At 71.5% G+C, this 23140-nt stretch carries 19 protein-coding genes; 9 read left to right on the top strand and 10 right to left on the bottom strand.

Going from position 1 to position 23140, the window contains the following annotated elements; translation table 11 throughout:
- Positions 1–167 precede the first annotated feature (167 nt).
- Positions 168–398: a hypothetical protein gene (locus AB0M28_RS10585; protein WP_365400989.1), complete on the bottom strand. Its 231-nt coding sequence runs from the start codon at positions 396–398 to the stop codon at positions 168–170.
- Positions 399–941: 543 nt separating this feature from the next.
- On the opposite strand from AB0M28_RS10585, the gene AB0M28_RS10580 reads away from it, so the two are divergent.
- Positions 942–3053 carry a DNA topoisomerase IV subunit B gene (locus AB0M28_RS10580; protein WP_365401004.1) on the top strand — a complete coding sequence of 704 codons (2112 nt, stop codon included), beginning with the start codon at positions 942–944 and terminating at the stop codon, positions 3051–3053.
- Between the two features lie 16 nt (positions 3054–3069).
- Here AB0M28_RS10580 and AB0M28_RS10575 read toward each other — a convergent pair whose 3' ends face one another.
- Positions 3070–3978, bottom strand: coding sequence for a LysR family transcriptional regulator (locus AB0M28_RS10575; RefSeq protein ID WP_365400986.1), 909 nt, complete (start codon positions 3976–3978; stop codon positions 3070–3072).
- A gap of 151 nt (positions 3979–4129) precedes the next feature.
- Here AB0M28_RS10575 and AB0M28_RS10570 point away from each other — a divergent pair, with 151 nt between their 5' ends.
- Positions 4130–5089 (top strand): pyridoxal-phosphate dependent enzyme, encoded by a 960-nt coding sequence (locus AB0M28_RS10570; RefSeq protein WP_365400983.1) that lies wholly within the window; start codon positions 4130–4132, stop codon positions 5087–5089.
- A gap of 41 nt (positions 5090–5130) precedes the next feature.
- Here AB0M28_RS10570 and AB0M28_RS10565 read toward each other — a convergent pair whose 3' ends face one another.
- Positions 5131–6429, bottom strand: a complete 1299-nt coding sequence (locus AB0M28_RS10565) for an MFS transporter (protein WP_365400980.1) — start codon at positions 6427–6429, stop codon at positions 5131–5133.
- A 302-nt stretch (positions 6430–6731) separates the two neighbouring features.
- Between AB0M28_RS10565 and AB0M28_RS10560 the strand changes: the two genes are divergently transcribed.
- Complete coding sequence (locus tag AB0M28_RS10560) at positions 6732–7208, top strand: DUF485 domain-containing protein (protein ID WP_365400977.1); 477 nt, start codon at positions 6732–6734, stop codon at positions 7206–7208.
- Positions 7209–7227: 19 nt separating this feature from the next.
- Positions 7228–8817, top strand: a complete 1590-nt coding sequence (locus AB0M28_RS10555; RefSeq protein ID WP_365401001.1) for a cation acetate symporter — start codon at positions 7228–7230, stop codon at positions 8815–8817.
- 20 nt (positions 8818–8837) lie between these two features.
- Here the strand turns inward: AB0M28_RS10555 and AB0M28_RS10550 are convergent, their stop codons facing one another.
- From AB0M28_RS10550 to AB0M28_RS10540, 3 genes are all read right to left on the bottom strand, one after another.
- Positions 8838–9374, bottom strand: a complete 537-nt coding sequence (locus AB0M28_RS10550; protein ID WP_365400974.1) for a hypothetical protein — start codon at positions 9372–9374, stop codon at positions 8838–8840.
- Between the two features lie 66 nt (positions 9375–9440).
- Positions 9441–11096, bottom strand: a complete 1656-nt coding sequence (locus AB0M28_RS10545; protein WP_365400971.1) for a sensor histidine kinase — start codon at positions 11094–11096, stop codon at positions 9441–9443.
- Positions 11093–12028 carry a sucrase ferredoxin gene (locus AB0M28_RS10540; RefSeq protein WP_365400968.1) on the bottom strand — a complete coding sequence of 312 codons (936 nt, stop codon included), beginning with the start codon at positions 12026–12028 and terminating at the stop codon, positions 11093–11095. The genes AB0M28_RS10545 and AB0M28_RS10540 overlap by 4 nt, the downstream gene beginning before the upstream one ends.
- 104 nt (positions 12029–12132) lie before the next feature.
- Between AB0M28_RS10540 and AB0M28_RS10535 the strand changes: the two genes are divergently transcribed.
- Positions 12133–13140, top strand: a complete 1008-nt coding sequence (locus AB0M28_RS10535; protein WP_365400965.1) for a LacI family DNA-binding transcriptional regulator — start codon at positions 12133–12135, stop codon at positions 13138–13140.
- 55 nt (positions 13141–13195) lie between these two features.
- Here AB0M28_RS10535 and AB0M28_RS10530 read toward each other — a convergent pair whose 3' ends face one another.
- The gene (locus AB0M28_RS10530; RefSeq protein ID WP_365400962.1) at positions 13196–13927 is read right to left on the bottom strand and encodes a 2-phosphosulfolactate phosphatase; all 732 of its coding nucleotides are present in this window, start codon (positions 13925–13927) and stop codon (positions 13196–13198) included.
- Positions 13928–14112: 185 nt separating this feature from the next.
- Here AB0M28_RS10530 and AB0M28_RS10525 point away from each other — a divergent pair, with 185 nt between their 5' ends.
- The 4 genes from AB0M28_RS10525 to AB0M28_RS10510 all read left to right on the top strand — a co-directional run bounded on the left by AB0M28_RS10525 (position 14113) and on the right by AB0M28_RS10510 (position 19225).
- Entirely contained in the window at positions 14113–15558 is a 1446-nt protein-coding gene (locus AB0M28_RS10525; protein WP_365400959.1) for an extracellular solute-binding protein, read from the top strand.
- 120 nt (positions 15559–15678) lie between these two features.
- Positions 15679–16635, top strand: coding sequence for a sugar ABC transporter permease (locus AB0M28_RS10520; protein ID WP_365400956.1), 957 nt, complete (start codon positions 15679–15681; stop codon positions 16633–16635).
- Positions 16636–16647: 12 nt separating this feature from the next.
- Positions 16648–17538 (top strand): carbohydrate ABC transporter permease, encoded by an 891-nt coding sequence (locus AB0M28_RS10515; RefSeq protein WP_365400954.1) that lies wholly within the window; start codon positions 16648–16650, stop codon positions 17536–17538.
- Between the two features lie 79 nt (positions 17539–17617).
- On the top strand, positions 17618–19225 hold the full coding sequence (locus tag AB0M28_RS10510) for a glycoside hydrolase family 13 protein (protein ID WP_365400951.1): 1608 nt from the start codon (positions 17618–17620) through the stop codon (positions 19223–19225).
- Between the two features lie 57 nt (positions 19226–19282).
- Here AB0M28_RS10510 and AB0M28_RS10505 read toward each other — a convergent pair whose 3' ends face one another.
- From AB0M28_RS10505 to AB0M28_RS10495, 3 genes are all read right to left on the bottom strand, one after another.
- On the bottom strand, positions 19283–19972 hold the full coding sequence (locus AB0M28_RS10505) for a DUF6082 family protein (RefSeq protein WP_365400948.1): 690 nt from the start codon (positions 19970–19972) through the stop codon (positions 19283–19285).
- A 49-nt stretch (positions 19973–20021) separates the two neighbouring features.
- Positions 20022–20258: a hypothetical protein gene (locus AB0M28_RS10500; RefSeq protein ID WP_365400945.1), complete on the bottom strand. Its 237-nt coding sequence runs from the start codon at positions 20256–20258 to the stop codon at positions 20022–20024.
- Between the two features lie 227 nt (positions 20259–20485).
- Positions 20486–22936: a DNA topoisomerase IV subunit A gene (locus AB0M28_RS10495; protein WP_365400942.1), complete on the bottom strand. Its 2451-nt coding sequence runs from the start codon at positions 22934–22936 to the stop codon at positions 20486–20488.
- Between the last annotated feature and the right edge of the window lie 204 nt (positions 22937–23140).

The following is a 23140-nucleotide window of genomic DNA, read 5'->3' as shown; positions in this document are numbered from 1 at the left end:
CCTCGGCGCCCTCCTCATGGCGACCGGCCACGCGTACGACTCCGACGGCGGCCGCGCGCTCGCCGGCGCCATCACCTCCCTGATGACGGGTACCTGAAGGCTCAGGGGGCGGCCGTCCACGTCAACACGATGCGGGCCTGGCCCACGGTGCTCGTCGCTTACGAGGCCTAACGCTCGGCGTCGGACGCGGAGGCCGGGGTGGCGTTCAGCCGCTCCGTCTCGTCCTGTATCTCCGCAGCGATCTTCTTCAGTTCCGGCTCGAACTTGCGACCGTGGTGAGCGCAGAAGAGCAGCTCTCCGCCACTCATCAGGACGACGCGCAGGTACGCCTGGGCGCCGCAGCGGTCACACCGATCAGTGGCCGTCAGCGGGGTCGCGGGTGTCAGAACAGTAGTCACGTCGCCTCTTCTCTAGCTCGACGAGCTGTCGTACCAGGGTCAACATCCAACCAGGCCGAAAACGTTCCCGCTCGCGGCTTCGACTGCCGGATTTCGCTGGCAGCGGACAGATGCGGACCGGTGGCGGCGAATGTGCCGTATTGCAGGTCAGATCCTCTTTGGGCGCTTCGCTTCGGTCTTCAGGAGTTGTACGGGTCTGTGCGAGGCCTCACACAGGGTCGTGCCCGATCGTGCTTCACCCGGGTGTTCCGGTGGCACCCGGCCGTCCAGAAGGACGTGCCCGGAGCCTAAATGGTTCATGCCTCGTTGGGAACGTGATGCTGAACTCATCGACCGGTCCCCGGGGCGTATCACTCCTTCGAATTATCGAACACACGGCCGAACCGGGAGTACCATCGAGCCACACCACGATGGCTGCACACCGGCTGTCCTAGGGCCTCGGTACCCTCTCAGCGGGCGAACAGCCTTCGACCCGACACCAAGTTCAGAATTCAGCGAGGAGCGAACCGAGTGAGCGCCGCAGCGACCACCACCGACGGGACCCTGCCGTCCCTGCTCGCCGGAGCCACCGGCCAGGACCGGGACGGCTCCAACTACACCGCGCGGCACCTGCTCGTCCTCGAGGGCCTCGAGGCCGTCCGCAAGCGCCCCGGCATGTACATCGGCTCCACGGACAGCCGCGGCCTCATGCACTGTCTCTGGGAGATCATCGACAACGCCGTCGACGAGGCCCTCGGCGGGCACTGCGACCACATCGAGGTCCTCCTCCACGACGACGGCTCCGTCGAGGTCCGCGACAACGGCCGCGGCATCCCCATCGACAAGGAGCCCAAGACGGGCCTGTCCGGCGTCGAGGTCGTCATGACCAAGCTGCACGCCGGCGGCAAGTTCGGCGGCGGCTCCTACGCCGCCTCCGGCGGACTGCACGGCGTCGGCGCCTCCGTCGTCAACGCGCTGTCCGCCCGGCTCGACGTCGAGGTCGACCGCTCCAGCGCCACCCACGCCATCAGCTTCCGCCGCGGCGTCCCCGGCGCCTTCACCGGCACCGGCGCCGACGCCCCCTTCGCGGCCGCCTCCGGCCTCACCAAGGGCAAGCGCATCCCCAAGACCCGTACGGGCACCCGCATCCGCTACTGGGCCGACCGGCAGATCTTCCTCAAGGACGCCAAGCTCTCCCTCGAGGACCTGCACGCCCGCGCCCGCCAGACGGCCTTCCTCGTCCCGGGTCTCACGATCGTCGTCCGCGACGAGCGCTCCGACAGCCTGGCCGACGGCAAGCCGCTCGTCGAGACCTTCCGCTTCGACGGCGGTATCAGCGAGTTCTGCGAGTTCCTCGCCCCCGACAAGCCGCTGTGCGACGTCCAGCGCATCACCGGCACGGGCACCTTCAAGGAGACCGTCCCCGTACTCGACGACCAGGGCCACATGACCCCCACCGAGGTCACCCGCGAGCTCGAGGTCGACATCGCCCTGCGCTGGGGCACGGGCTACGACACCACCCTGCGCTCCTTCGTGAACATCATCGCCACCCCCAAGGGCGGCACCCACGTCACCGGCTTCGAACGCTCACTGACCAAGACCCTCAACGAACAGCTCCGCGCCCAGAAGCTGCTGCGCGTGGCCGAGGACGACATCGTCAAGGACGACGCCCTCGAGGGCCTCACCGCCGTCGTCACGGTCCGCCTCGCGGAGCCCCAGTTCGAGGGCCAGACCAAGGAGGTCCTCGGCACCTCCGCGGCGAACCGCATCGTCGCGGCGGTCATCGCCAAGGAGCTGAAGACCTTCCTCACCTCCACCAAGCGCGACGCCAAGGCCCAGGCCCGCGCCGTACTGGAGAAGGCCGTCGCCGCCGCCCGCACCCGCATCGCGGCCCGCCAGCACAAGGACGCCCAGCGCCGCAAGACGGCCCTGGAATCCTCCTCCCTCCCCGCGAAGCTCGCCGACTGCCGCAGCGAGGACGTGGACCGCACGGAACTCTTCATCGTCGAGGGCGACTCGGCCCTCGGCACGGCGAAGCTGGCCCGCAACTCGGAGTTCCAGGCCCTGCTGCCGATCCGCGGCAAGATCCTCAACGTCCAGAAGGCGTCCGTCTCGGACATGCTGAAGAACGCCGAGTGCAGCGCGATCATCCAGGTGATAGGAGCGGGGTCCGGACGGACCTTCGAGATCGAGCAGGCGCGGTACGGGAAGGTGATCTTCCTTGCGGACGCCGATGTTGACGGCGCTCACATCAGGTGTCTGCTGCTGACGCTCTTCCAGCGCTACATGCGGCCGATGGTCGAGGAGGGGCGGGTCTTCTCCGCGGTGCCGCCGCTGCACCGGATCGAGCTGATCCAGCCGAAGAAGGGGCAGGACAAGTACATCTACACGTACTCGGACAACGAGCTGCGTACGACGCTCCTCGAACTGCAGCGCAAGGGCACCCGCTACAAGGACTCCATCCAGCGCTACAAGGGTCTGGGCGAGATGGACGCCGACCAGCTGGCGGAGACCACGATGGACCCCCGCTACCGCACGCTGCGCCGCATCAACATCGGCGATCTGGAGGCCGCGGAGGAAGCCTTCAACCTGCTGATGGGCAACGAGGTGGCCCCGCGCAAGGAGTTCATCACCAACTCGGCCTCGACACTCGACCGCGCGCGTATCGACGCCTGACCGGGGCGGAGGTCCCTCACCTCGGCCACCGCTGCGGCAAGCCCGCCACCTTCCGCACCGCGTCCAGGAGCGCCTGGACCGGGGCGGGAGCCGGGGGCTTGCCGTACACGGCGGTGGAGACGTAGCGATGGTCGTCCGGGAGGCGGTGGATGCGGACCGCGGGGTCGCGGTGGGCCTTCAGGGCCAGGCCGGGGAGGGTGCTGACGCCCATGCCTGCCGCCACCAGGGCCTGGACCGCCACGTAGTCGTCCGTTTCGAAGCCGATCGACGGGGTGAAGCCCGCGCGGGCGCACGAGGCCAGCAGGTGGGCGCGGCAGCGTTCGCAGCCGGTGATCCAGCGGGTGGTGGCGTACGCCGAGAGGTCCGGGGTCTGCTCCTTGGGCTCCCCGGTCTCACCGCGCGGCGTGACCAGGTAGATCGGTTCCGTCAGCAGCGGGGTCATCGTGACGTGCAGCAGGCCCGGCTGCGGGCGGTCGTGGTGGTCGAACGTCACCGCCACGTCCACCTCCCCGCGCCGCAGCGCGGCCAGCGCCTCCGGGGGTTCCGCCTGGGTGAGGGCCAGTTCGACGCCGGGGTGGGTGCGGCGCAGCAGGGCCGCCGCGGGCGGTACGAGCAGGGCGAGCGCCGTGGGGAAGGCCGCGAGCCGCACCCGGCCGGTCTGCAGCCCCGCCAGCGCCGCCAGTTCGGCGCGCGCCGACGTGACCCGGCCCAGGATCTCCTCGGCCCGTTCCGCGAGCAGCCGCCCCGCCTCGGTGAGCCGGATGCCCCGGCCCGCGCGCTGGACGAGCGGGACGCCGGTCTCCTCCTCCAGCCGGGCCAGATGGTGGCTGACCGAGGGCTGGGCGTAGCCGAGGGCGTCCGCGGCGGCCGTGACCGATCCCTCGCGGGCGACGGCGGCGAGGACGCGGAGCTTGGTCAGGTCCATGGGCGGGAGGGCCTTTCGTCGCGGGACGCGTCGGCGTGGAGCGCCGGCGAACGCGCCGGCCTGATGTTCGGCGTAAAGCATAGATTCCGTCGATGCTTCCAGCGGAGATTGGCATTGGACCTATGAATGCTCCCGCTGCCAGCCTGTCCCCATGCGACCTCCGAGCTTCACCGACGTCCTGCACGCCCGGCGCACCCTCGCCCGGCTGCTGCCGCCCACACCCCTGTGGTCGTACCCGGTGCTCGATCCGGGACCGGCCGCCGCGTTGCGGCTCAAGCTCGAGAACACCCAGCCCACCGGCGCCTTCAAGGTCCGCGGCGGGCTCACTCTGCTCGCCGGGATGAGCGACGCCGAACGGGCGCGCGGCATCGTCGGCTACTCGACCGGCAACCACGCCCAGTCCCTCGCCTACGCCGCCGCGCGGCACGGCGCCCCGTGCGTCATCGTGATGCCCGAGCGCCCCGACCCGGGCAAGGCGCGGGCCGTACGGGCGCTGGGCGCGGAGCTGGTCGAGTACGGCGAGACCTTCGACCAGGCCCGGCCGTACGCCGAGAAGCTCGCCGCGGAGCGCGGCATGCTCCTGGTCAGCGCCGCCAACGAGCCGGCGCTCGTGGCCGGGGTGGCCACGGCGTATCTGGAGGTCTTCGAGCAGGCACCGGACACCGACACGGTGATCGTGCCCGTGGGCGGCGGCAGCGGCGCCGCCGCCGCGTGCCTCGTCGCGGCCGCGGTCGCCCCGGGCTGCCGGATCGTCGCCGTGCAGTCGGACGCCGCCCCGGCGGCGTACGAGTCCTGGCGTGCGGGCGGGATCGTCGAGCGGCCCAACCGCACGCGTGCCGCCGGTCTCGCCACCGGGAGCGGCTTCGAGCTCACCCAGGCCGTGATGCGTGAAGGGCTGCACGACTTCGTGCTCGTCTCCGACGACGCGATCACCGCCGCGCAGGCCGAACTGCTCGCGGACGCCCACGTGATGACGGAGTCCGCCGGGGCGGCGGCGCTGGCCGCGCTGCGGACGTATCCGGAGCGCTTCGCGGGCCGCCGCGTGGTGCTGATGTGCTCCGGCGGCAACGCGTCCGAGGACGAACTGCGCCGCTGCCTGCGGGTGGGGTGAGGGTTCCGGGGGCCGCGCCCCTGCCTGACGGCGGCTGGACGTCAGGCCTTCCCGGGGGCGCCCCCGTCCGGTCCCGCCGCGCCTGCCGGTCGCGTCCGCAACTGCCGTACCTCCGGCGACAGCAGCGCCCCCGCCCCGGCCAGCACGATGAGCGCGGCGCAGCCCAGCAGCGCCGGCCCGGTGCCGGCCGCGGCGGCGACCGGGCCGGCGACGAAGAGGCCCAGCGGGGCCAGTGCGACGGAGCCCAGTACGTCGTACGAGGTGACGCGTGAGAGCACCTCCTCCGGGACCTCCCGCTGCAGCGTCGTCCCCCACAGCACCCCGAACACGTCGAGCGCGACGCCCGCGCAGAACATCGCGGCGGCGACGGCCCACAGCGGCGCGCGCAGGCCGAGCAGCAGCGGCGGCACGGCGAAGGCGAACGTCGCGAGCACGGCGACCAGGATCGGGCGCCCGACCCTGACGCGCGCCGCCAGCCCGGCGCCCGCGACCATGCCGACGGCCTGCGCGGTGACGAGGACGGACCAGGCGCGGGCGCCGCCCAGCTCCGCCTCGGCCATCAGCGGTCCGAGGACGCCGGCCTGGGCGTTGATGGCCGCCACGACGAACGTGAACTGGATGACGACCGCCCACAGCCACTGTCGGGAGGCGAACTCCCGCCAGCCGTGCGCCAGCTCCCTCAGGGCCGTGGACCTGCCGCGCACCGGAGCGGCGAGCCGCAGCCCGGCGATCAGTACGGCGCTCACGAGGTACGTGCCGGCGTTGACGGCGAGGGCCCAGCCGGCGCCGAGCAGGGCGACGGTGATGCCGGAGAGGGCGAGGCCGAGGACCGTGGCGCTGTTCATGCCCATCCGCAGCAGCCCGTTGGCGCGCTGCAGCCGCGCGTCGTCGACGATCAGCGGCAGCACGCCCTCGGCGGCGGGGTAGAACAGCGTGCTGGCGCTGCCGGCGAGGGCCGCCAGCGCGCACAGCCCCCACAGCGGCGCGTGCCCGCTGAGCACCATCGCCGCCAGCCCCGCGTACGCGACGCCGCCGCCCAGCTCGGCGAGGACCATCACCCGTGACCGGGACATCCGGTCGGCGATCACGCCGCCGATCAGGATGAAGAGCACGACGGGCACCGCCTGGCAGGCGAGGACGAGCGAGAGCCGCCCCGGCGTCGCCCCGGGCAGCTCCAGGACGGCGAAGGCGAGGGCGACGCGGGAGAAGGAGTTGCCGAGCAGGGAGATCGTGCGGGCGCAGGCCAGCCGCAGGAAGCGCGGGTCGCGCAGCAAGGGCGCTGCGGGGGAGGCGGGTTCGGCGGAGGCCGGATCGGCGGAGGCGGCAGCGGCGGAGGGCATGGGGGCCGATCCTATGCAGCCGGAGGGAGCGCGGTCGCGGGGATTTTCCCTGGTCGGCCGCGGGGATTCTCCTGGATCGGCCGCGGGGATTTCCCCAGGTCGGCCGCGGGGTTCCGAGCCGGGGCGAGCCCCTTCGCCCCCGGGCCCGGCACGGCAGAGCATCCTGACCGGGATTCGCCGGGATTACCAGGGCGCGTCACCTGATTGTGTGAAGGTCCGGGATTGTGCGGCCCGGTTCCGAACACCGCGCACCATTCTGGGCGGATCGCGGCCACCCAAGCCCCTACGCCGAGGAGAGTCCGGTGGACAAGCACGACGGGCCCGAGTCCGGGCCCGCCCCGGCCTCACTCGAAGACCCCTGGTACGACGCCCTCTCCACCGGCTGGGACGGTACCCGCTTCGAGCCGGCGTGGGACGAGGCCCCACCGCCGCCGCGGGCGGCGCCCGACGATGTGGGCGAGGTGTATCTGGCCGTCCAGCAGAGCCCCGAGTTCCGGGCGGTGCGCGCCCAGTACCGCAGGTTCGTGGTACCGGCGGCCCTCGCCTTCCTCGGCTGGTACCTGGCCTACGTGATCGCGGCGACCGCCGCCCCGGGCCTGATGGCCCGCCCGGTGGCCGGGGCGGTCAACGTCGCGATGCTGGCGGGGCTCGGCCAGTTCGCCACCACCTTCCTGCTGACCTGGGCCTACGCCCGCCATGCCCGGCTGCGCCGGGACCAGGCGGCGCTGGACCTGCGGTGGGACGTGACCATGCAGACCCGGCGGGATTCCAACCTGTGAAGAAGAACCTGTGAAGAACGTGGAACATCAGACCCTGGCGCTGCTGCTGTTCAGCGCGTTCGTCGTGCTGACCCTGCTGATCACCAGCTGGGCGAGCCGTGGCCGGCACGGATCCGCGGAGGAGTTCTATGCCGGCGGGCGGCTGTTCTCCCCCATGGAGAACGGTTTCGCCATCTCCGGCGACTACATGTCCGCCGCCTCGTTCCTCGGCATCTCCGGGCTGATCGCCCTGTACGGCTACGACGGCATGCTCTACTCGGTCGGCTTCCTGGTCGCCTGGCTGGTCGTCCTGCTGCTGGTGGCGGAACTGGTGCGCAACTGCGGCCGCTTCACCCTCGCCGACGTCGTGGCCGCCCGGATGCGCGAGCGCCGGGTGCGGGTGGCGGCGGGGGCCTCGTCCGTCACGGTCTCCGTGCTCTACCTCGTGGCCCAGATGGTCGGCGCGGGCAGCCTGGTCGCCCTGCTGCTCGGCGCGTCGGGGGAGGGGCAGCGGGCCTGGGCGATGATCGGTGTGGGCGGGCTGATGGTGGTCTACGTCGTGTTCGGCGGGATGCGCGCCACGACGTGGATCCAGATCGTGAAGGCCGTGCTGCTGATGGGCGGCGCGATCGCACTCACCGTGCTCGTCCTGATCCGCTTCCACGGCAACCTCAACGAGCTGCTGAACACCGCCGCCGAACGCAGCGGCCACGGCGGCGACTTCCTCTCCCCGGGCCTGCGGTACGGCGGCGACCTGGTGTCGCAGCTGGACTTCATCAGCCTGGGCCTCGCCCTGGTGCTGGGCACGGCCGGGCTGCCGCACATCCTGTCGCGCTTCTACACCGTGCCGACCGCCAAGTCCGCGCGCCGTTCGGTGATCTGGGCGATCGGGCTGATCGGCGGCTTCTATCTGATGTCGATCGTGCTCGGCTTCGGCGCGGCCGCGGTACTCGGCTCCGACGCGGTCCGCAAGGAGAGCCCCGCCGGCAACACCGCGCTGCCGCAGCTGTCCCTGGAGCTCGGCGGCGGGGAGGGCTCGGCCGGCGGCACGGTCCTGTTCGCGATCGTCGCCGCCGTTGCCTTCGCCACGATCCTCGCCGTCGTCGCCGGGATCACCCTGGCCTCCTCGGCGTCCGTCGCCCACGATCTGTACGCGTCGCTGCGCCGCCGCCACGCCAAGGCCCGGTACAGCGAGGTGCAGGTGGCCCGGGCGGCGGCGGTCGGCATCGGGGCGCTGGCGATCGCGCTGGCGCTGCTGGCCCGCGACCAGAACGTCGCGTTCCTGGTGGGCCTGGCGTTCGCGGTCGCCGCCTCCGCCAACCTGCCGGTGCTGCTGTACTCGCTGTTCTGGCGCCGCTTCACGGAGCGCGGCGCGGTCTGGTCGGTGTACGGCGGGCTCGTCCCGGCGCTGCTGCTGGTGTTGTTCTCCCCGGTGGTGTCGGGCGGCGACGACGCGATTCTCACGTCGGTGGACTTCCATCTCTTCCCCCTGGAGAACCCGGGCCTGGTCTCGATCCCGCTCGGCTTCCTCTTCGGCTGGCTGGGCACGGTGACGTCTCCGCGGCCGGCGGATCCGGTGCGGCACGCGGAGACGGAGGTGCGGTCCCTGACGGGGGCCGGGGCGGTGTAGGCGTACGACCGGACCGGCCGCTACCACTCCCGCGGCGGCCAGTCCTTCGCCGTCCTGCGCTGCGGCAGCGAGTCCGGCCCGCCTATCGCGGCCAGGAGTTCGAGCGGGAACTCGGTGTCCGCCTGGCCGACGGCCAGCCCGAGCCAGCGGTCCGTACCGGGCGGCTGCCAGAGCCGCATGGAGCCGGCCTGGTTGCACAGCTGGGCGACCGGCTCCGGTACGTGCTCGGGCGGCTGGAGGTCCCAGTCGCAGCCCAGATACGGGAACAGATCGACGTCGACGGGCAGCCCCCAGCGGTCCGTGACGGCCGCGGTGACAGCCGCACGGACCTCCTCGATCTCCTCCTCCGCCAGCTCGCGGTCGTCGGGGCCGTCCGGCTCCCAGAAGTCCCGCGTCCGGTGCAGCGTCAGCAGATGGTGGCCGGGGCCGCTCCACCGGACGCCCTGGTGGTCGTCGCCGTCGGGGAAGGGCAGGGTCAGGGCCCGGTCCACGAGGGCGATCCGGGTGGCCACGTCGGCGGGCGGGAGGTCGGGGAAAGGGACAGGGACTGCCGGCATGAACGGGAGGCTATCGCCCGGCACTGACACCCGGGTCGCCGCTCACGGCGGACCCGGGCTCGCCCGTCACGGCGGCCCGGGAGCACCGCTCACCGCGGACCCGGGCTCGCCGGTCCGGGCCTCGGGAACCCCCGCCCCCCGGCCCACCGCGTCCGGCAGCACCACCGTGAACTCCGCCCCGCCCAGCGGCCCCTCGCCGGCCGCCGCCGTGCCGCCCTGGCGCTCGGCGAGCCGCCGTACCAGCGCCAGGCCGAGCCCCCGCTTGCCGTGCGCGGGCAGCGGCTTGGTGGTCCAGCCCTCGGAGAACACCAGCTCGCGCCGGTCCTCCGGGACGCCCGCCCCCGAGTCCGCGACGCGGACGACGACCGCCGAGCCGTCCGTCGTGAGCGACACCCGGACCGCCGCGGCGGGGGAGCCCACGGCCGCGTCCAGCGCGTTGTCGATGAGGTTGCCGACGACGGTGACCAGCCCCCGCGGGTCGACGACGGCGTCCGGCAGTCCGCCCTCCACGCGCAGGTCCACCCCGCGCTCCGCGGCGACCGTCGCCTTGCCGACGAGCAGGGCGGCGAGCAGCGGATCGCGGATACGGGCGGTGACCTGTTCGGCCGTCTCGCGGTGGCCGCCGACGGCCTCCGACACGTAACTCAGCGCCTCGTCCGTCATGCCGAGCTCCAGCAGGCCCAGCAGGGTGTGCATCCGGTTCGCGTGTTCGTGGTCCTGGGCGCGCAGGGCGTCGATGAGGCCGTGGGTGGAGTCCAGTTCGCGGCCGAGGCGCTCCAGCTCCGTGCGGTCGCGGAGGGTGGCCACGGCGCCGCCGTCGGAGGTCGTCATCCGGTTGACGACGAGTACCCGGCCGCCGCTCACCGCGAACAGGTCGTCGCCGTCCACCCGGCCGGACAGGACGTCGGCGGTCCGCCCGGCGGGCAGCACCTCGTCCAGCCGCCGTCCGGTGTGCTCCGCCCCGAGGCCCAGCAACCGCACCGCCTCGTCGTTGACCAGCCGGATCCGGCCCGAGCCGTCGAGCGCCACCACGCCCTCGCGGATGGAGTGCAGCATCGCCTCCCGCTCGTCGAGAAGGGCGGCGATATCGGAGAACGCCAGATCGCGGGTACGCCGCTGCAGCCGGCGCGACACGGCGTACGCCGCCACCGCGCCCACGGCGAGCGCCCCTCCGGCGTACGAAAGGATGACGGGAACGGAGCCGACGAGGCGGTCCTGGACGCTGTCGTAGGCGATGCCGACCGACACCGCGCCGATGATGTTCCCCTCGGCGTCGTACAGCGGCACCTTGCCGCGCGCCGTCCGCCCCAGCGTGCCCTGGTCGATCCCCATGACCTCGCGGCCGGACAGCGCCTCGCTCGGGTCGGTGGAGACCCGCCGGCCGATGCGTGCGGGGTTGGCGTGGGAGTAGCGGATGCCGCGCTCGTCCATGACGACGACGAAGTCCGCGCCGGTCGCCGTGCGGATCCGCTCGGCGTCCCGCTGCACGGGCCCGTCGGGCGTCGGGCGGGAGGTGAGCAGGTGCTGTGCGATGCCGGGCTCCGCCGCCGTGCTCTGCGCGATGGTCAGCGCCCGGCGCATCGCCTGGTCGTCGAGTTCGTCGCTGAGCGGGGCGAGGAACAGCGCGGCGGCCAGCAGCGTCACCCCGGCGGTGAGCGCCAGCTGCAGCGCGAGGATCTGCGAGGAGACGCGGCGCGGGAGGCCCAGCCGCACGACCCTCACACGGGCCCCGGCGCGCCGCACAGCGCCGCGTCCAGCACCCGCGGCTCCCCGGCGACCAGCCGCAGCTGGGGGAGCGCCGCGGCCCCGCAGCTGGCCGGTGACGGCTCCGGCCCCGGCTCGGCGCTGACGTCGACCGCCCAGGCCCGTCCGTCGCGGTGCGCGACGGTGACCGTCCAGTGCGGGTCGGCGCCCTCCGTCCGTACGACGGTCAGCTCGTCCGGCCCGTACACGCGCGCGTGCGCCCGTACCGCCAGCTCCGCGGACTGCGCCGGGCGCTCCCAGGTGGAGCGGCCGCGGCAGCCGTCGAGAACCACCCTCCCGTCGTACGCGGCCTCGGTGATCTCCTTGACGTCGTGCGCGGACACGCGCCCGTACGCGTAGCCGTGGGGGAGCAGCAGCAGGGTGGGGGAGAAGCGGTGGCCGCCGATATGGGTGATCTCCCACGTGTTGGTGCCGCCGGAGGCGTGCAGCGCCGCCGCCAGCGGGCGGCCCAGCAGGGCGCAGCAGCGGTCGCGCTTGCCGTTGGTGCACACCAGGGCGAGCGGATCCGCGTCGTACGCGTCGAGGTGGCCGGGCTCCGCACCGGCGCCGAGCGCCGCCAAGTCCAGGCCGAGCAGCTCGCGCGGGTCTGCGGTGGTGCCGTGGCGGACCCAGGCGCGGCCGGGGGCGGTGTGCGCGACGTACAGCCTGCGGCGGGCGGGCTGGTGGAAGTCGGCATGCCGGCCGGGGCGGCGGATCAGCGCCACGCGCACGCCGGTGCCCTCGGTCGCCGCCTTCAGGGCGCGACCGAGTGCGGGGTCGAGGTGGCTCTCCAGCAGGGCCTCGCTGCCCCAGGGGCCGGCCTGCTCCAGCAGCAGCCAGGTCCGGGCGGTGGCAGCCGTTCCGGCCAGCGGTTCGCCCAGCTCACTGGAAGCGGTCGCGCACGTGCTCACATAGGTGAGCCTAACCCCGTCCCGGAACCACCCGCGCCGCACGGTCCGAAGCCGTCCTCCCTTTACGCAAACAACTTGCGCTTCTTGCGCTAGGCTTGCGTTCCATGACACGTCGACTTGCAGAGGTCGCCAAGAAGGTAGGGGTCTCCGAGGCCACCGTCAGCCGGGTGCTGAACGGGAAACCGGGGGTGTCCGAGTCGACCAGACAGGCGGTCCTCTCCGCGCTCGACGTCCTCGGTTACGAGCGGCCCACCCAGCTGCGCGGCGAGCGCGCCCGCCTCGTCGGCCTGGTCCTGCCCGAGCTGCAGAACCCGATCTTCCCCGCGTTCGGCGAGGTGATCGGCGGCGCCCTCGCCCAGCGGGGGCTGACCCCCGTGCTGTGCACCCAGACCAAGAGCGGCGTCTCCGAGGCGGACTACGTCGAGCTGCTCCTGCAGCAGCAGGTCTCCGGCGTCGTCTTCGCCGGCGGCCTGTACGCGCAGTCGGACGCGGTGCACGACCACTACGAGCGCCTCGCGGACCGGCGGATCCCCGTCGTACTGATCAACGCCGCCATCGCCGACCTCGGCTTCCCGACGGTCGCCTGCGACGACGTGGTGGCCGTCGAGCAGGCGTGGCGGCATCTGGCCTCCCTCGGCCACGAGCGGATCGGGCTGGTGCTGGGCCCCGCGGACCACATGCCCTCCCTCCGCAAGCTGGACGCCGCGCGCAAGGAGGCCGCCGCCTCGGGGCTCAGCCTGCCCGAGGAGTACGTCGCCCGCGCCCAGTACTCACTGGAGAGCGGCCAGGCGGCGGCGGCCCGGCTGCTGACGTCCGGCGTCACCGGCTTCATCTGCGCCAGCGACCCGCTGGCGCTGGGCGTGGTGCGCGCCGCCCGCCGCGCGGGGCTCGACGTCCCGGGCGACGTGTCCGTCGTCGGCTACGACGACTCGGCGTTCATGAACTGCACCGCGCCCCCGCTGACCACCGTCCGCCAGCCCATCGAGGCGATGGGGCGGGCGGCGGTGGAACTGCTGGCGGCCCAGATCGAGGGGTCGGAGGTGGCGGCGGACGAGCTGCTCTTCGAGCCCGAGCTGGTCGTACGGGGCTCTACCGGGGTGTGGCGGGGCTGAGTTCTACCGGGGCGTGGCGGGGCTGAGCTCTACCGGGGTGTGGCGGGACTGAGTTCTACCGGGACGTGGCGGGGCTGACCCCGCCGCCGGTTCCGTCCGCCCGCCGCAGCGTCAGCAGGCCGTCCTCCCGTACGGCCCGCAGGGCGAAGGGGAACCGGTCCGCCTCCAGGCACAGCGCCACGTCGTCGGCGTGGATGCCCCGGTGGCCGAGCCGTACGCCCTCGGCGAGGTGCGCGGCGTGCTTCGAGCGCCGTGCGCGGTCCAGGAACGGGGCCGGGTCGCCGGGGGCGTCGCCGTCGGCGGCCCGCCGGGCGATGTACTGCGCGCAGGCGAGATCCTCCTCAGCCGTGCCGTCCTCGCCCGTGACCACGAACGTGACGTCCCGCTCCGGCACGCCCCGCAGCGCCCGGGCGGTGGCCTCCGCGACGGCGAAGCTCGCGCACAGCAGCAGCGGCGCGTCCGCGACGGCCGTCGCGCCGACCGTTCCGTAGGTCGTCTTCTGGATCACCGTCCGCCCGGTCAGGTCCATGCCGCGGATCATCCCGGGTGAGTTGACGGCGTCGAACCCGGGCGCCGGCGCACCGTCCTTCAGCGCGAGCCATCCCGGGTGCGCCTCCTTCAGCGCGAGCGCCTCCTCCAGTGACTCGGCGAGTACGACCCGGCTCGCACCCCGGGCGAGGAGCCAGGGGGCGACGGTGAAGGCGCGCAGCACGTCGATGACGACGGCCGCGCGCGGCGGCGCGTCGAGGGCGGACAGGTCACGGATGGCGGCGTAACGGGGGCTCATGCGGCACCAGGATGCCGGAGGTGAGCCGCGACAGTCATCAGTCGCCAACATCCATTGGCCCGTCACGATTTTGCGATGTGTGCGCTAGATATTGCGTTCACCTGTCGCGAGTGGTTGAGTGTGCCGCGCCACCCCATCGACCACCCCGCGCCCAACGCGCAGCGCATACCCGAAGGGGACCAACGATGATCAGCTCCGGGTTCCGCCGTACCAGACACACCAGAACCCACACCGCCCCCCGCCGGGGGATCCGCCCCGCGCTCGCGACCGCGGCGGCGATATCCGCGCTCGCCACGCTGGCGGCCTGCGGGACGTCCTCCAGCAGCGACGACTCGGGCGGCGACCGCCCCGCCGCGGCGGACGCCGGCGCCCCGCTCGACCCGAAGACGAAGGTCACCCTGACCATCGACTGCATGCCGCCGGCCACGAAGAAGGCCGAGCTCAAGCAGTGGCAGGAGGACGTCAAGGAGTTCAACAAGAAGTACCCGAACGTCACCATCCAGGGAAAGCAGACCGACCCCTGCCTCGAGCCGCCCCGCTTCACCGCGATGCTCAAGGCCAAGTCGCAGCCGGACGTCTTCTACACGTACTTCACCGATCTCCAGCAGGTGCTCGACAACGACGGCGCCGAGGACATCACCGCGTACGTCAACGACCAGACCGCACCGGCGTTGAAGGACATGGACCCCGGCGTCCTCGACGTCATGAAGAAGGACGGCAAGCTCTACGGACTGCCGTACAGCAACTACACGATGGGCCTGCTGATCAACCGCAAGCTCTTCGAGCAGGCCGGACTCGACCCCAACACCCCGCCCGCCACCTGGGACGAGGTCCGCGCGGCGGCCAAGAAGATCGCCGCCCTCGGCAACGGCGTCTCCGGTTACGGCGAGTACAGCGCCCAGAACACCGGCGGCTGGCACTTCACCGCCACGATGTACGGCATGGGCGGCGAGATGGTCAGCGCCGACGGCACCAAGGCCGCCTTCAACGACGACAACGGCAAGCAGATCGCCGAGAACCTGAAGGCGATGCGCTGGGAAGACAACAGCATGGGCAAGACCCAGCTGCTCAAGTGGGGCGACCTGCAGAAGCAGATGGCGACCGACAAGCTCGGCATGTTCCTCGCCGCGCCGGACGACATCACGTACATGGTCCAGAACCTGAAGGCGTCGTACGAGAACTTCGGCATGGGGCCGATCCCCGGCGCCAAGGCCACCCTCTTCGGCGGCAACGACTACATGATCAAGAAGGGCAGCTCGCCCGACACGATCAAGGCCGCGATCGCCTGGCTGAACTTCAAGTTCCTCACGCCCGGCAAGGGCCAGTTCGCCTGGGACCGCACCAAGGCCGACGGCCTGCCCGTGGGTCTGCCGCAGCCCAACTTCTGGACGGGCGAGTCCAAGACGGCCGACGACGCGGCCCGGGCCGCCAGCGCCACCATGCCGGTCGAGAACTTCAAGCCCTTCCTCGACAACCCCGTCCCGGGCAAGGCCGAGCCGCCGAAGGCCCAGGAGATCTACAAGGTCCTCGACAACGTGATGTCGGGCGTGCTGACCAACGAGGACGCCGACATCGCCAAGCTGCTGAGCTCGGCGGAGAGCCAGGTCAACCAGGTCCTGGCGAACCAGTAGCGCCGGGGCCCCGGGCTCCTCGCAGCCCCCGGGCCCAGTAGACAGCCGACCCCCTGGCGGGCCGGAGCGCGCGGGCACCACCCCGCCGCGCGCCCGGCCCGCCCCGAAGCGGGAGCACCGATGTCCGCCCTCACCGCCCCGAAGTCCCCCACCGCACCCCGGCCCCGGCCCGCCGGCGGCCCGCCGCAGGACGGCCGCGCCGCGTTCGCCCGCGCCTTCCGCCGTAACGTCTCCGCCCACGGCTTCCTCATCGGCGCGGTGGTGTGCTTCGGGTTCTTCTCCTGGTACCCGATGGTGCGGGAGTTCCTCCTCGCCTTCCAGAAGAACGAGGACGGCCGCACCGTCTGGGCGGGCTGGGACAACCTCCGCTACATCGCGAACGACCCGGCGTTCTGGCAGGCGTGGCGCAACACCCTGCTCTTCACCGGGCTCGCCCTGCTCCTCGGCTTCGTCGTCCCGTTCCTCGTCGCCATCCTCCTCAACGAACTCCGCCACGCCCAGGGCTATCTGCGGCTGCTGGTCTACCTCCCCGTGATGCTGCCGCCCGTGGCCTCGGTCCTGCTCTTCAAGTACCTGTACGACCCGGGGTACGGCCTGTTCAACGCGCTGTTCGGCGCGGTGGGCCTGCCCGAGCAGCAGTGGCTGCAGTCCACCGACACCGCGATGCTCTCCGTCGTCATCGCCGCCACCTGGATGAACATGGGCGGCGCCACCCTCATCTACCTCGCCGCCCTTCAGGGCATCCCCGGCGAGCTGTACGAGGCGGCGGAGCTGGACGGCGCCGGGCTGTGGCGCAAGATCTGGCACGTCACCGTGCCGCAGACCCGTCTCATCCTGTCGCTGATGCTGCTGCTGCAGATCATCGCGACCATGCAGGTCTTCACCGAGCCCTTCCTGCTCACCGGCGGCGCGGGCCCGGAGGGGTCGACCACGACCGTCGTCTATCTGATCTACCAGTACGCGTTCAACTTCAACAACTACGGCGCCGCGGCGGCCCTCGGCCTGGTGCTGCTCGTCCTGCTCGCGGGCTTCTCGGCGGCGTACGTCCGCCTCAGCCGCGCCGGCGACGAGGGATAGGGAGCAACCGGGATGGCTGCCATCGACACCCGCCAGCGCACACTGATCTCGCCGACCGTGCTGGCCCGCCCGCGCGGACGGCTGATCTACTGGACCGTCCTGGTCCTGGTCCTGGCCCTGTTCACCGCCGCGTTCGTCGGCCCGCTCTACTGGATGGTCACCGGCGCGCTCAAGGACACCCAGGAGGTCATCCAGACCCCGCCCACCGCGATACCCCGCTCCGCCGAACCCGGCAACTACACCGAGGCGTGGGACGTGATGAACCTGGCCCGGCTGCTGGGCAACACGCTCTTCTACGCCGGCGGGGCGCTCGCCTTCCAGCTCGTCTTCGACGTGGCCGCCGCCTACTCCCTGTCCAAGCTGCGCCCCGTCTTCGGCAAGGTCATCCTCGGCGCGATGCTCGCCACGCTGATGATCCCCGCGGCGGTGCTCATCGTGCCGCAGTACCTGACGGTCATCGACGTACCGATCGTGGAGCGCAACCTGCTCAACAGCCCGTGGGCGATCTGGCTGCCGTCCGTCACGAACGCCTTCAGCATCTTCCTGCTCAAGCGCTTCTTCGACTCGATCCCGCAGGAGCTGCTGGACGCCGCGTCCATCGACGGCGCCTCGCCGCTGCGCGCGCTGTGGTCGGTGATCCTGCCGATCTCGCGGCCCATCCTCGGCGTCGTGTCGATCTTCGCGGTGGTCGGGGTGTGGAAGGACTTCCTCTGGCCCCTGCTCACCGTGCCCGACCCGGACAAGCAGACGCTCAACACGGGGATCTACTCGCTGGCCAACGGCGTACCGATGAACATCCTCATCGCCGCGCTGACGATCGCGTCGGTCCCCACCCTCCTGATCTTCCTCGCCTTCCAGCGCAACATCATGAACGGCCTCACCGCCGGCAGCCTCAAGGGCTGACCGCGCGCCTCGTTCCGCACTTCGTTCCGTGCTTCGTCCCGTGGCCGTACCCCCGCCTGCCCGAAAGGAACCCACTGCCGTGGCGGAATCCCGTCCCGACTGGTGGCGCGACGCCGCCATCTACCAGGTCTACGTACGCAGCTTCGCCGACGCCGACGGGAACGGCACCGGCGATCTCGCCGGCGTCCGCGCCAGACTGCCGTACCTGGCCGCGCTCGGCGTCGACGCGCTGTGGTTCAACCCCTGGTATCTCTCGCCGATGGTCGACGGCGGCTACGACGTGGCCGACTACCGGGCCATCGACCCGGCCTTCGGCACGCTCGCCGAGGCGGAGAAGCTGATCGCGGAGGCCCGTGAGCTGGGCATCCGTACGATCGTCGACATCGTGCCGAACCATGTGTCGGCGCAGCACCCGTGGTTCCGGGCGGCTTTGGCGGCCCCGCCGGGGTCGCCGTCGCGCGAGCTGTTCCACTTCCGGGAGGGGCGCGGGCCCGACGGCTCGATCCCCCCGAACGACTGGGTCGGCGAGTTCGGCGGCGTGCCCTGGACGCGGCTCCCGGACGGCCAGTGGTACCTCCACCTCTTCGACGAGGGGCAGCCGGACCTCAACTGGGACCACCCGCAGGTGCGCGTCGAGCACGAGGAGGTGCTGCGCTTCTGGTTCAGCCGGGGCGCGGCGGGCGTACGCATCGACTCGGCGGCGCTGGCGGCGAAGGACCCCGCGCTCCCGGACTTCGTCCTGGACCGCGACCCGCACCCCTTCGTCGACCGCTCCGAGCTCCACGACATCTACCGCTCGTGGCGGGCGATAGCCGACGAGTACGACGGTGTCCTCATCGGCGAACTCTGGGTCTCCGACCCGTCGCGCTTCGCGCGCTACCTGCGGCCGGACGAGCTCCACACCGCGTTCAACTTCGACTTCCTGGCCCGCCCCTGGAAGGCGTCGGAGCTGCGCGCGTCGATCGACCAGACGCTGGCGTACCACGCCCCGGTCGGGGCTCCCGCCACGTGGGTGCTGTGCAACCACGACGTCACGCGCACGGTCACGCGCTACGGCCGCGCGGAATCCGACCCCGGCACCGGCTTCGACTTCGCCGCGAAGCGCTTCGGCACCCCGACGGACCTGGTCCTCGGCACCCGCCGCGCCCGCGCGGCGGCCCTGCTCTCCCTCGCCCTCCCCGGGGCGGTCTACATCTACCAGGGCGAGGAGCTGGGCCTCCCGGAGGTGTCGATCCCCCGGGACCGCATCGAGGACCCGATGCACTTCCGCTCAGGCGGCGTGGACCCGGGCCGCGACGGCTGCCGCGTCCCGCTCCCGTGGTCGCCCGACGGCCCGTCGTACGGCTTCGGCCCCCCGACGGGCGCGCCCCCGTGGATGCCGCAGCCCCCGGACTGGGGCACGTACGCGGTGGACCACCAGTCCCCGGACCCGTCCTCGCTGCTCTCCCTCTACCGCGAGGCCCTGCGCCTCCGCCGCACGGAGGAGGGCTTCGGAGACGGGCCGATGACGTGGCTGGACTCGCCGGAGGGGGTGCTGGCCTTTGCCCGTCCGGGCGGCTTGGTGTGCGCGGTGAACTTCGCGGCGGAGCCGTACACCCTCCCGGCTCACTCCTCGGTCCTGCTCGCCAGCGGCCCGCTGCCGGATGGCCACCTCCCGCGGGACACGGCGGTGTGGCTGCGCATCTGACGGCACGGGTGCGCGCTACCGCGAAGCGTGGGGAGGGCGGGTTACCCAGGCCCTGGGTCAGTTCGGGGTTGGGGGTGGTTGGGCTGTCATCGCGCTCTCGAAGAGGAGGGCGAACCTGCGCTCCCTGCTCTCCTCTGGGAGGGACAGCTTCATCCCACGGGCTGCAGCCCAGTATCTTCGGAATGCCTCACTTCGGACCATGTCCCGGGCATGCACGAGGATTTCTTCATCCGTGGTCTCGGCCCATTCCGTGGCCAGGTAGAGATGCTGATAGACGAGGTTCGCGAACAGATATTGCCGCCGCTCCTCCTGCTCGAGTCCGGGATAGTCATTCCAGACGGCAGCCAGCGAAGGATCGTCCATCGCCAGCTTGGTGAGTTCCATGTGCAGCGCGCGAAGTTCCGCCTGCGCACTGCGTCGCAGCTCGGCGCGCGAAAGGGTCAACTCCTCTCTCTGCTCCGCGAGTTCGGATCGCTGCATGCGCAATTCCTGTTGCTGCATCAGCAATGTGATGACCAGGGCCAGCAGGGCCAAGCCGGAAAATACCGCACCCACGCCACCGAAGTAGCCGCCTATCTGTCCCCGCTCAGCGGCAGCTCCACCATCCATGCTTTCGACCGCATCAATCAGCCAACGGCTGATGATTACGGACGCTATTCCGATTACGGCCAGCGCGATCAGGCCGAGGCTCCCCCAGAAGGTCAGGCGAGCGAGGAATCTACGAGGATGACTGGGCGGGTCGAACACGGGATCCCCCTCCGTTTGAGGGGGATCCTACCGGCGTGCGGACGTCCAGTTACACGTCGGGGATGTCGCACTTGGCACGCACGAGCGTTTCACGGGTGATGCACACGATGCGCTCGTAGCTCGCGACGGACGCATCTGGCGGCAGACACCGTCGTGCCTCGACAGTGATGTCAGTACCGATGACGGCGAAGTTGCCATCTGCCAGTTCGAAGATGTCTGGACATGATTGCCCGGACAGGCTCCCTCGGCAGCGAGGGGGAACGCCGATTCTGCGCACGATCTTCAACGACGGTCCTTAGAGGGGAGATTGGTTGCAAAGGTGGAGCGGCGACACACTAGCGTCGATCTCCCTCGCGCGAAGCGTGAAAGCGTGGACAGGCATACCCGTGGTCGAATCGGCATATGCGCGGAGCTCGCCCGGCCAGCGCGTGCATCGTTTACCCGGGAGCCGGTGGGGTGGGGAGCCGGAAGCGAAACCTCACCCCACCCCACGGATCAATGGATAGCAGCGGATCACACCGGCCCCGCCACCACCGCCACCGACTTCGTCAGCGGGGTTCCGGAGCCGTCGCGCCTCGGGTCGGGGTCCGGGAGGTCGACCGGGGTGCCGTTGCGGTTGGCGGCTCGGGCCGGGATTGCGCCGGACCAGGCCAGGGTGAGGCAGTCCTCGCCCTTGAGGAAGCGCTGGCAGCGGACGCCGCCCGTCGCCCGGCCCTTGCGGGGGTACGCCTCGAAGGGCGTGAGTTTCGCCGTCTGGACCCATGCGCCGTCCAGCGCGCCCGTGGAGCCCGCGACCGTGAACACCACCGCGTCCGCGGACGGGTCCACCACGTTGAACGCGATCACCCGCGCGCCGTCCGACAGCTTGATGCCCGCCATGCCGCCCGCCGGGCGGCCCTGGGGGCGGACCTGGTTCGCCTGGTAGCGCAGGAGCTGGGCGTCCGAGGTGATGAAGACGAGGTCCTCGTCGCCCGTGCGCAGCTCCGCCGCGCCGATGATCCGGTCGCCGTCCTTGAGGGTGATGACCTCGAGTTCGTCCTTGTTGGACGGGTAGTCCGGGACCACCCGTTTGACCACGCCCTGTTCCGTCCCGAGGGCGAGGCCGGGCGAGGACTCGTCGAGCGTGGTGAGGCAGAGGACCACCTCGTCGTCCTCGAGGGTGAGGAACTCCGCGACGGGCGCCCCGCCCGCGAGTGTCGGCGGACCCGCCGTCTCCGGGAGCTGGGGCAGGTCGATGACCGCGATCCGCAGGAGCCGGCCGAGCGAGGTGACCGCGCCGACGGAGCCGAGTGCCGTCGCCGGCACCGCCGAGACGATCACGTCGTGCTTGGCCCGCTTGGCCTCCTCGTCCGTCAGCGGCCCCCCGTTCGCCGTACGCGCCAGCAGCCCCGTGGAGGACAGCAGCACCCGGCACGGGTCGTCCGACACCTGCAGCGGCACCGCGCCGACCGGCGTACCGGCCGACTCCAGCAGCACCGTGCGCCGCTCCGTGCCGTACTTCTTGGCGACGGCGCCCAGCTCGGCGGAGACCAGCTTGCGCAGCTCCGCGTCCGATTCGAGGATCTTCGTCAGCTCGGCGATCTCCTCCTTCAGCCGGTCCCGCTCCGACTCCAGCTCGATACGGTCGAACTTGGTCAGGCGGCGCAGCGGCGTGTCGAGGATGTACTGCGTCTGGATCTCGGAGAGCGAGAAGCGCTCGATCAGCCGCTCCTTCGCCTGCGCCGCGTTCTCGCTGGCGCGGATGATGCGGATGACCTCGTCGATGTCGAGGAGGGCGACCAGCAGGCCCTCGACCAGGTGGAGGCGGTCCGAGCGCTTCGTACGGCGGAACTCGCTGCGCCGGCGGACGACCTCGAAACGGTGGTCGAGGTAGACCTCCAGCAGCTCCTTCAGACCGAGGGTGAGCGGCTGGCCGTCGACCAGGGCGACGTTGTTGATGCCGAAGGTCTCCTCCATCGGCGTCAGCTTGTAGAGCTGCTCCAGCACGGCCTCGGGGTTGAAGCCGTTCTTGACCTCGAAGACCAGGCGCAGACCGTGCGAGCGGTCCGTCAGGTCCTTCAGGTCCGCGATGCCCTGCAGCTTCTTCGCCGAGATCAGGTCCTTGACCTTCGCGCGGACCTTCTCCGGGCCGACCGCGAAGGGCAGTTCGGTGACGACGATGCCCTTGCGGCGGGGCGTGACGTTCTCGATGGTGGCCGTCGCGCGCATCTTGAACGTGCCGCGGCCCGTCTCGTACGCGTCCTTCACGCCCTCCAGGCCGACGATCCGGCCGCCCGTCGGCAGGTCCGGGCCGGGGATGAAACGCATCAGCGTCTCAAGGTCCGCGCCCGGGTGCCGGATCAGATGGCGGGCGGCGGCGATGACCTCGCCGAGGTTGTGCGGGGGCATGTTCGTCGCCATGCCGACCGCGATACCCGACGAGCCGTTCACCAGCAGGTTGGGGAAGGCGGCGGGGAGGGCGACCGGCTCGCGCTCGCTGCCGTCGTAGTTGTCCTGGAAGTCGACCGTGTCCTCGTCGATCGACTCGACCATCAGCGACGCCGCGGGCGCCGGCCGGACCTCCGTGTACCGCATGGCGGCCGGCGGGTCGTCGTTGCCCAGGGAGCCGAAGTTGCCGTGGCCGTCGGCCAGCGGCAGCCGCATCGAGAACGGCTGGGCGAGGCGCACCAGGGCGTCGTAGATCGCCGTGTCACCGTGCGGGTGGAGCTTGCCCATCACCTCGCCGACGACGCGGGCGCACTTGACGTAGGGGCGCTCCGGGCGCAGCCCCATCTCGTTCATCTGGTGCAGGATGCGCCGGTGCACCGGCTTGAGGCCGTCGCGGGCGTCGGGGAGCGCGCGCGAGTAGATGACGGAGTAGGCGTACTCCAGGAAGGAGCCCTGCATCTCGTCGACGACGTCGACGTCGAGGATGCGCTCCTCGTACTCCTCCGGCGGCGGGGCCTTCGTGCTGCGGCGGGCCATCTCGGCGCTGCTCCTCTTTCCGGGCTTCACGGCGTTCTCGACAACGGTGTTCTCGAGAGCGGTGCTCCCGACAACGGTGTTCCCGGCAACGGTGCTCTCAACATGCGACGCCGACCATTGTGGACCCAACCACTGACAGCGCGATGCGGCGCCCCGGCGATCCCCCTCCGTCGAGGTACCCGTCATACAGTGGGCAGCACACGA

The organism is Streptomyces sp. NPDC051940 (assembly GCF_040680895.1).
GTDB lineage: Bacteria > Actinomycetota > Actinomycetes > Streptomycetales > Streptomycetaceae > Streptomyces.
Note: the sequence above shows the minus strand (reverse complement) of the source record. Positions and strands in the feature narration are given on the sequence as shown.

Bases quoted from the DNA above. Each gene is read 5' to 3' on its own strand.
- AB0M28_RS10525 (WP_365400959.1), top strand. From the start codon at position 14,113: ATGATCAGCTCCGGGTTCCGCCGTACCAGACACACCAGAACCCACACC.
- AB0M28_RS10495 (WP_365400942.1), bottom strand. From the start codon at position 22,936: ATGGCCCGCCGCAGCACGAAGGCCCCGCCGCCGGAGGAGTACGAGGAG.
- AB0M28_RS10565 (WP_365400980.1), bottom strand. From the start codon at position 6,429: ATGCCCTCCGCCGCTGCCGCCTCCGCCGATCCGGCCTCCGCCGAACCC.
- AB0M28_RS10575 (WP_365400986.1), bottom strand. From the start codon at position 3,978: ATGGACCTGACCAAGCTCCGCGTCCTCGCCGCCGTCGCCCGCGAGGGA.
- AB0M28_RS10530 (WP_365400962.1), bottom strand. From the start codon at position 13,927: ATGAGCCCCCGTTACGCCGCCATCCGTGACCTGTCCGCCCTCGACGCG.
- AB0M28_RS10550 (WP_365400974.1), bottom strand. From the start codon at position 9,374: ATGCCGGCAGTCCCTGTCCCTTTCCCCGACCTCCCGCCCGCCGACGTG.
- AB0M28_RS10515 (WP_365400954.1), top strand. From the start codon at position 16,648: ATGGCTGCCATCGACACCCGCCAGCGCACACTGATCTCGCCGACCGTG.
- AB0M28_RS10570 (WP_365400983.1), top strand. From the start codon at position 4,130: ATGCGACCTCCGAGCTTCACCGACGTCCTGCACGCCCGGCGCACCCTC.
- AB0M28_RS10535 (WP_365400965.1), top strand. From the start codon at position 12,133: ATGACACGTCGACTTGCAGAGGTCGCCAAGAAGGTAGGGGTCTCCGAG.
- AB0M28_RS10520 (WP_365400956.1), top strand. From the start codon at position 15,679: ATGTCCGCCCTCACCGCCCCGAAGTCCCCCACCGCACCCCGGCCCCGG.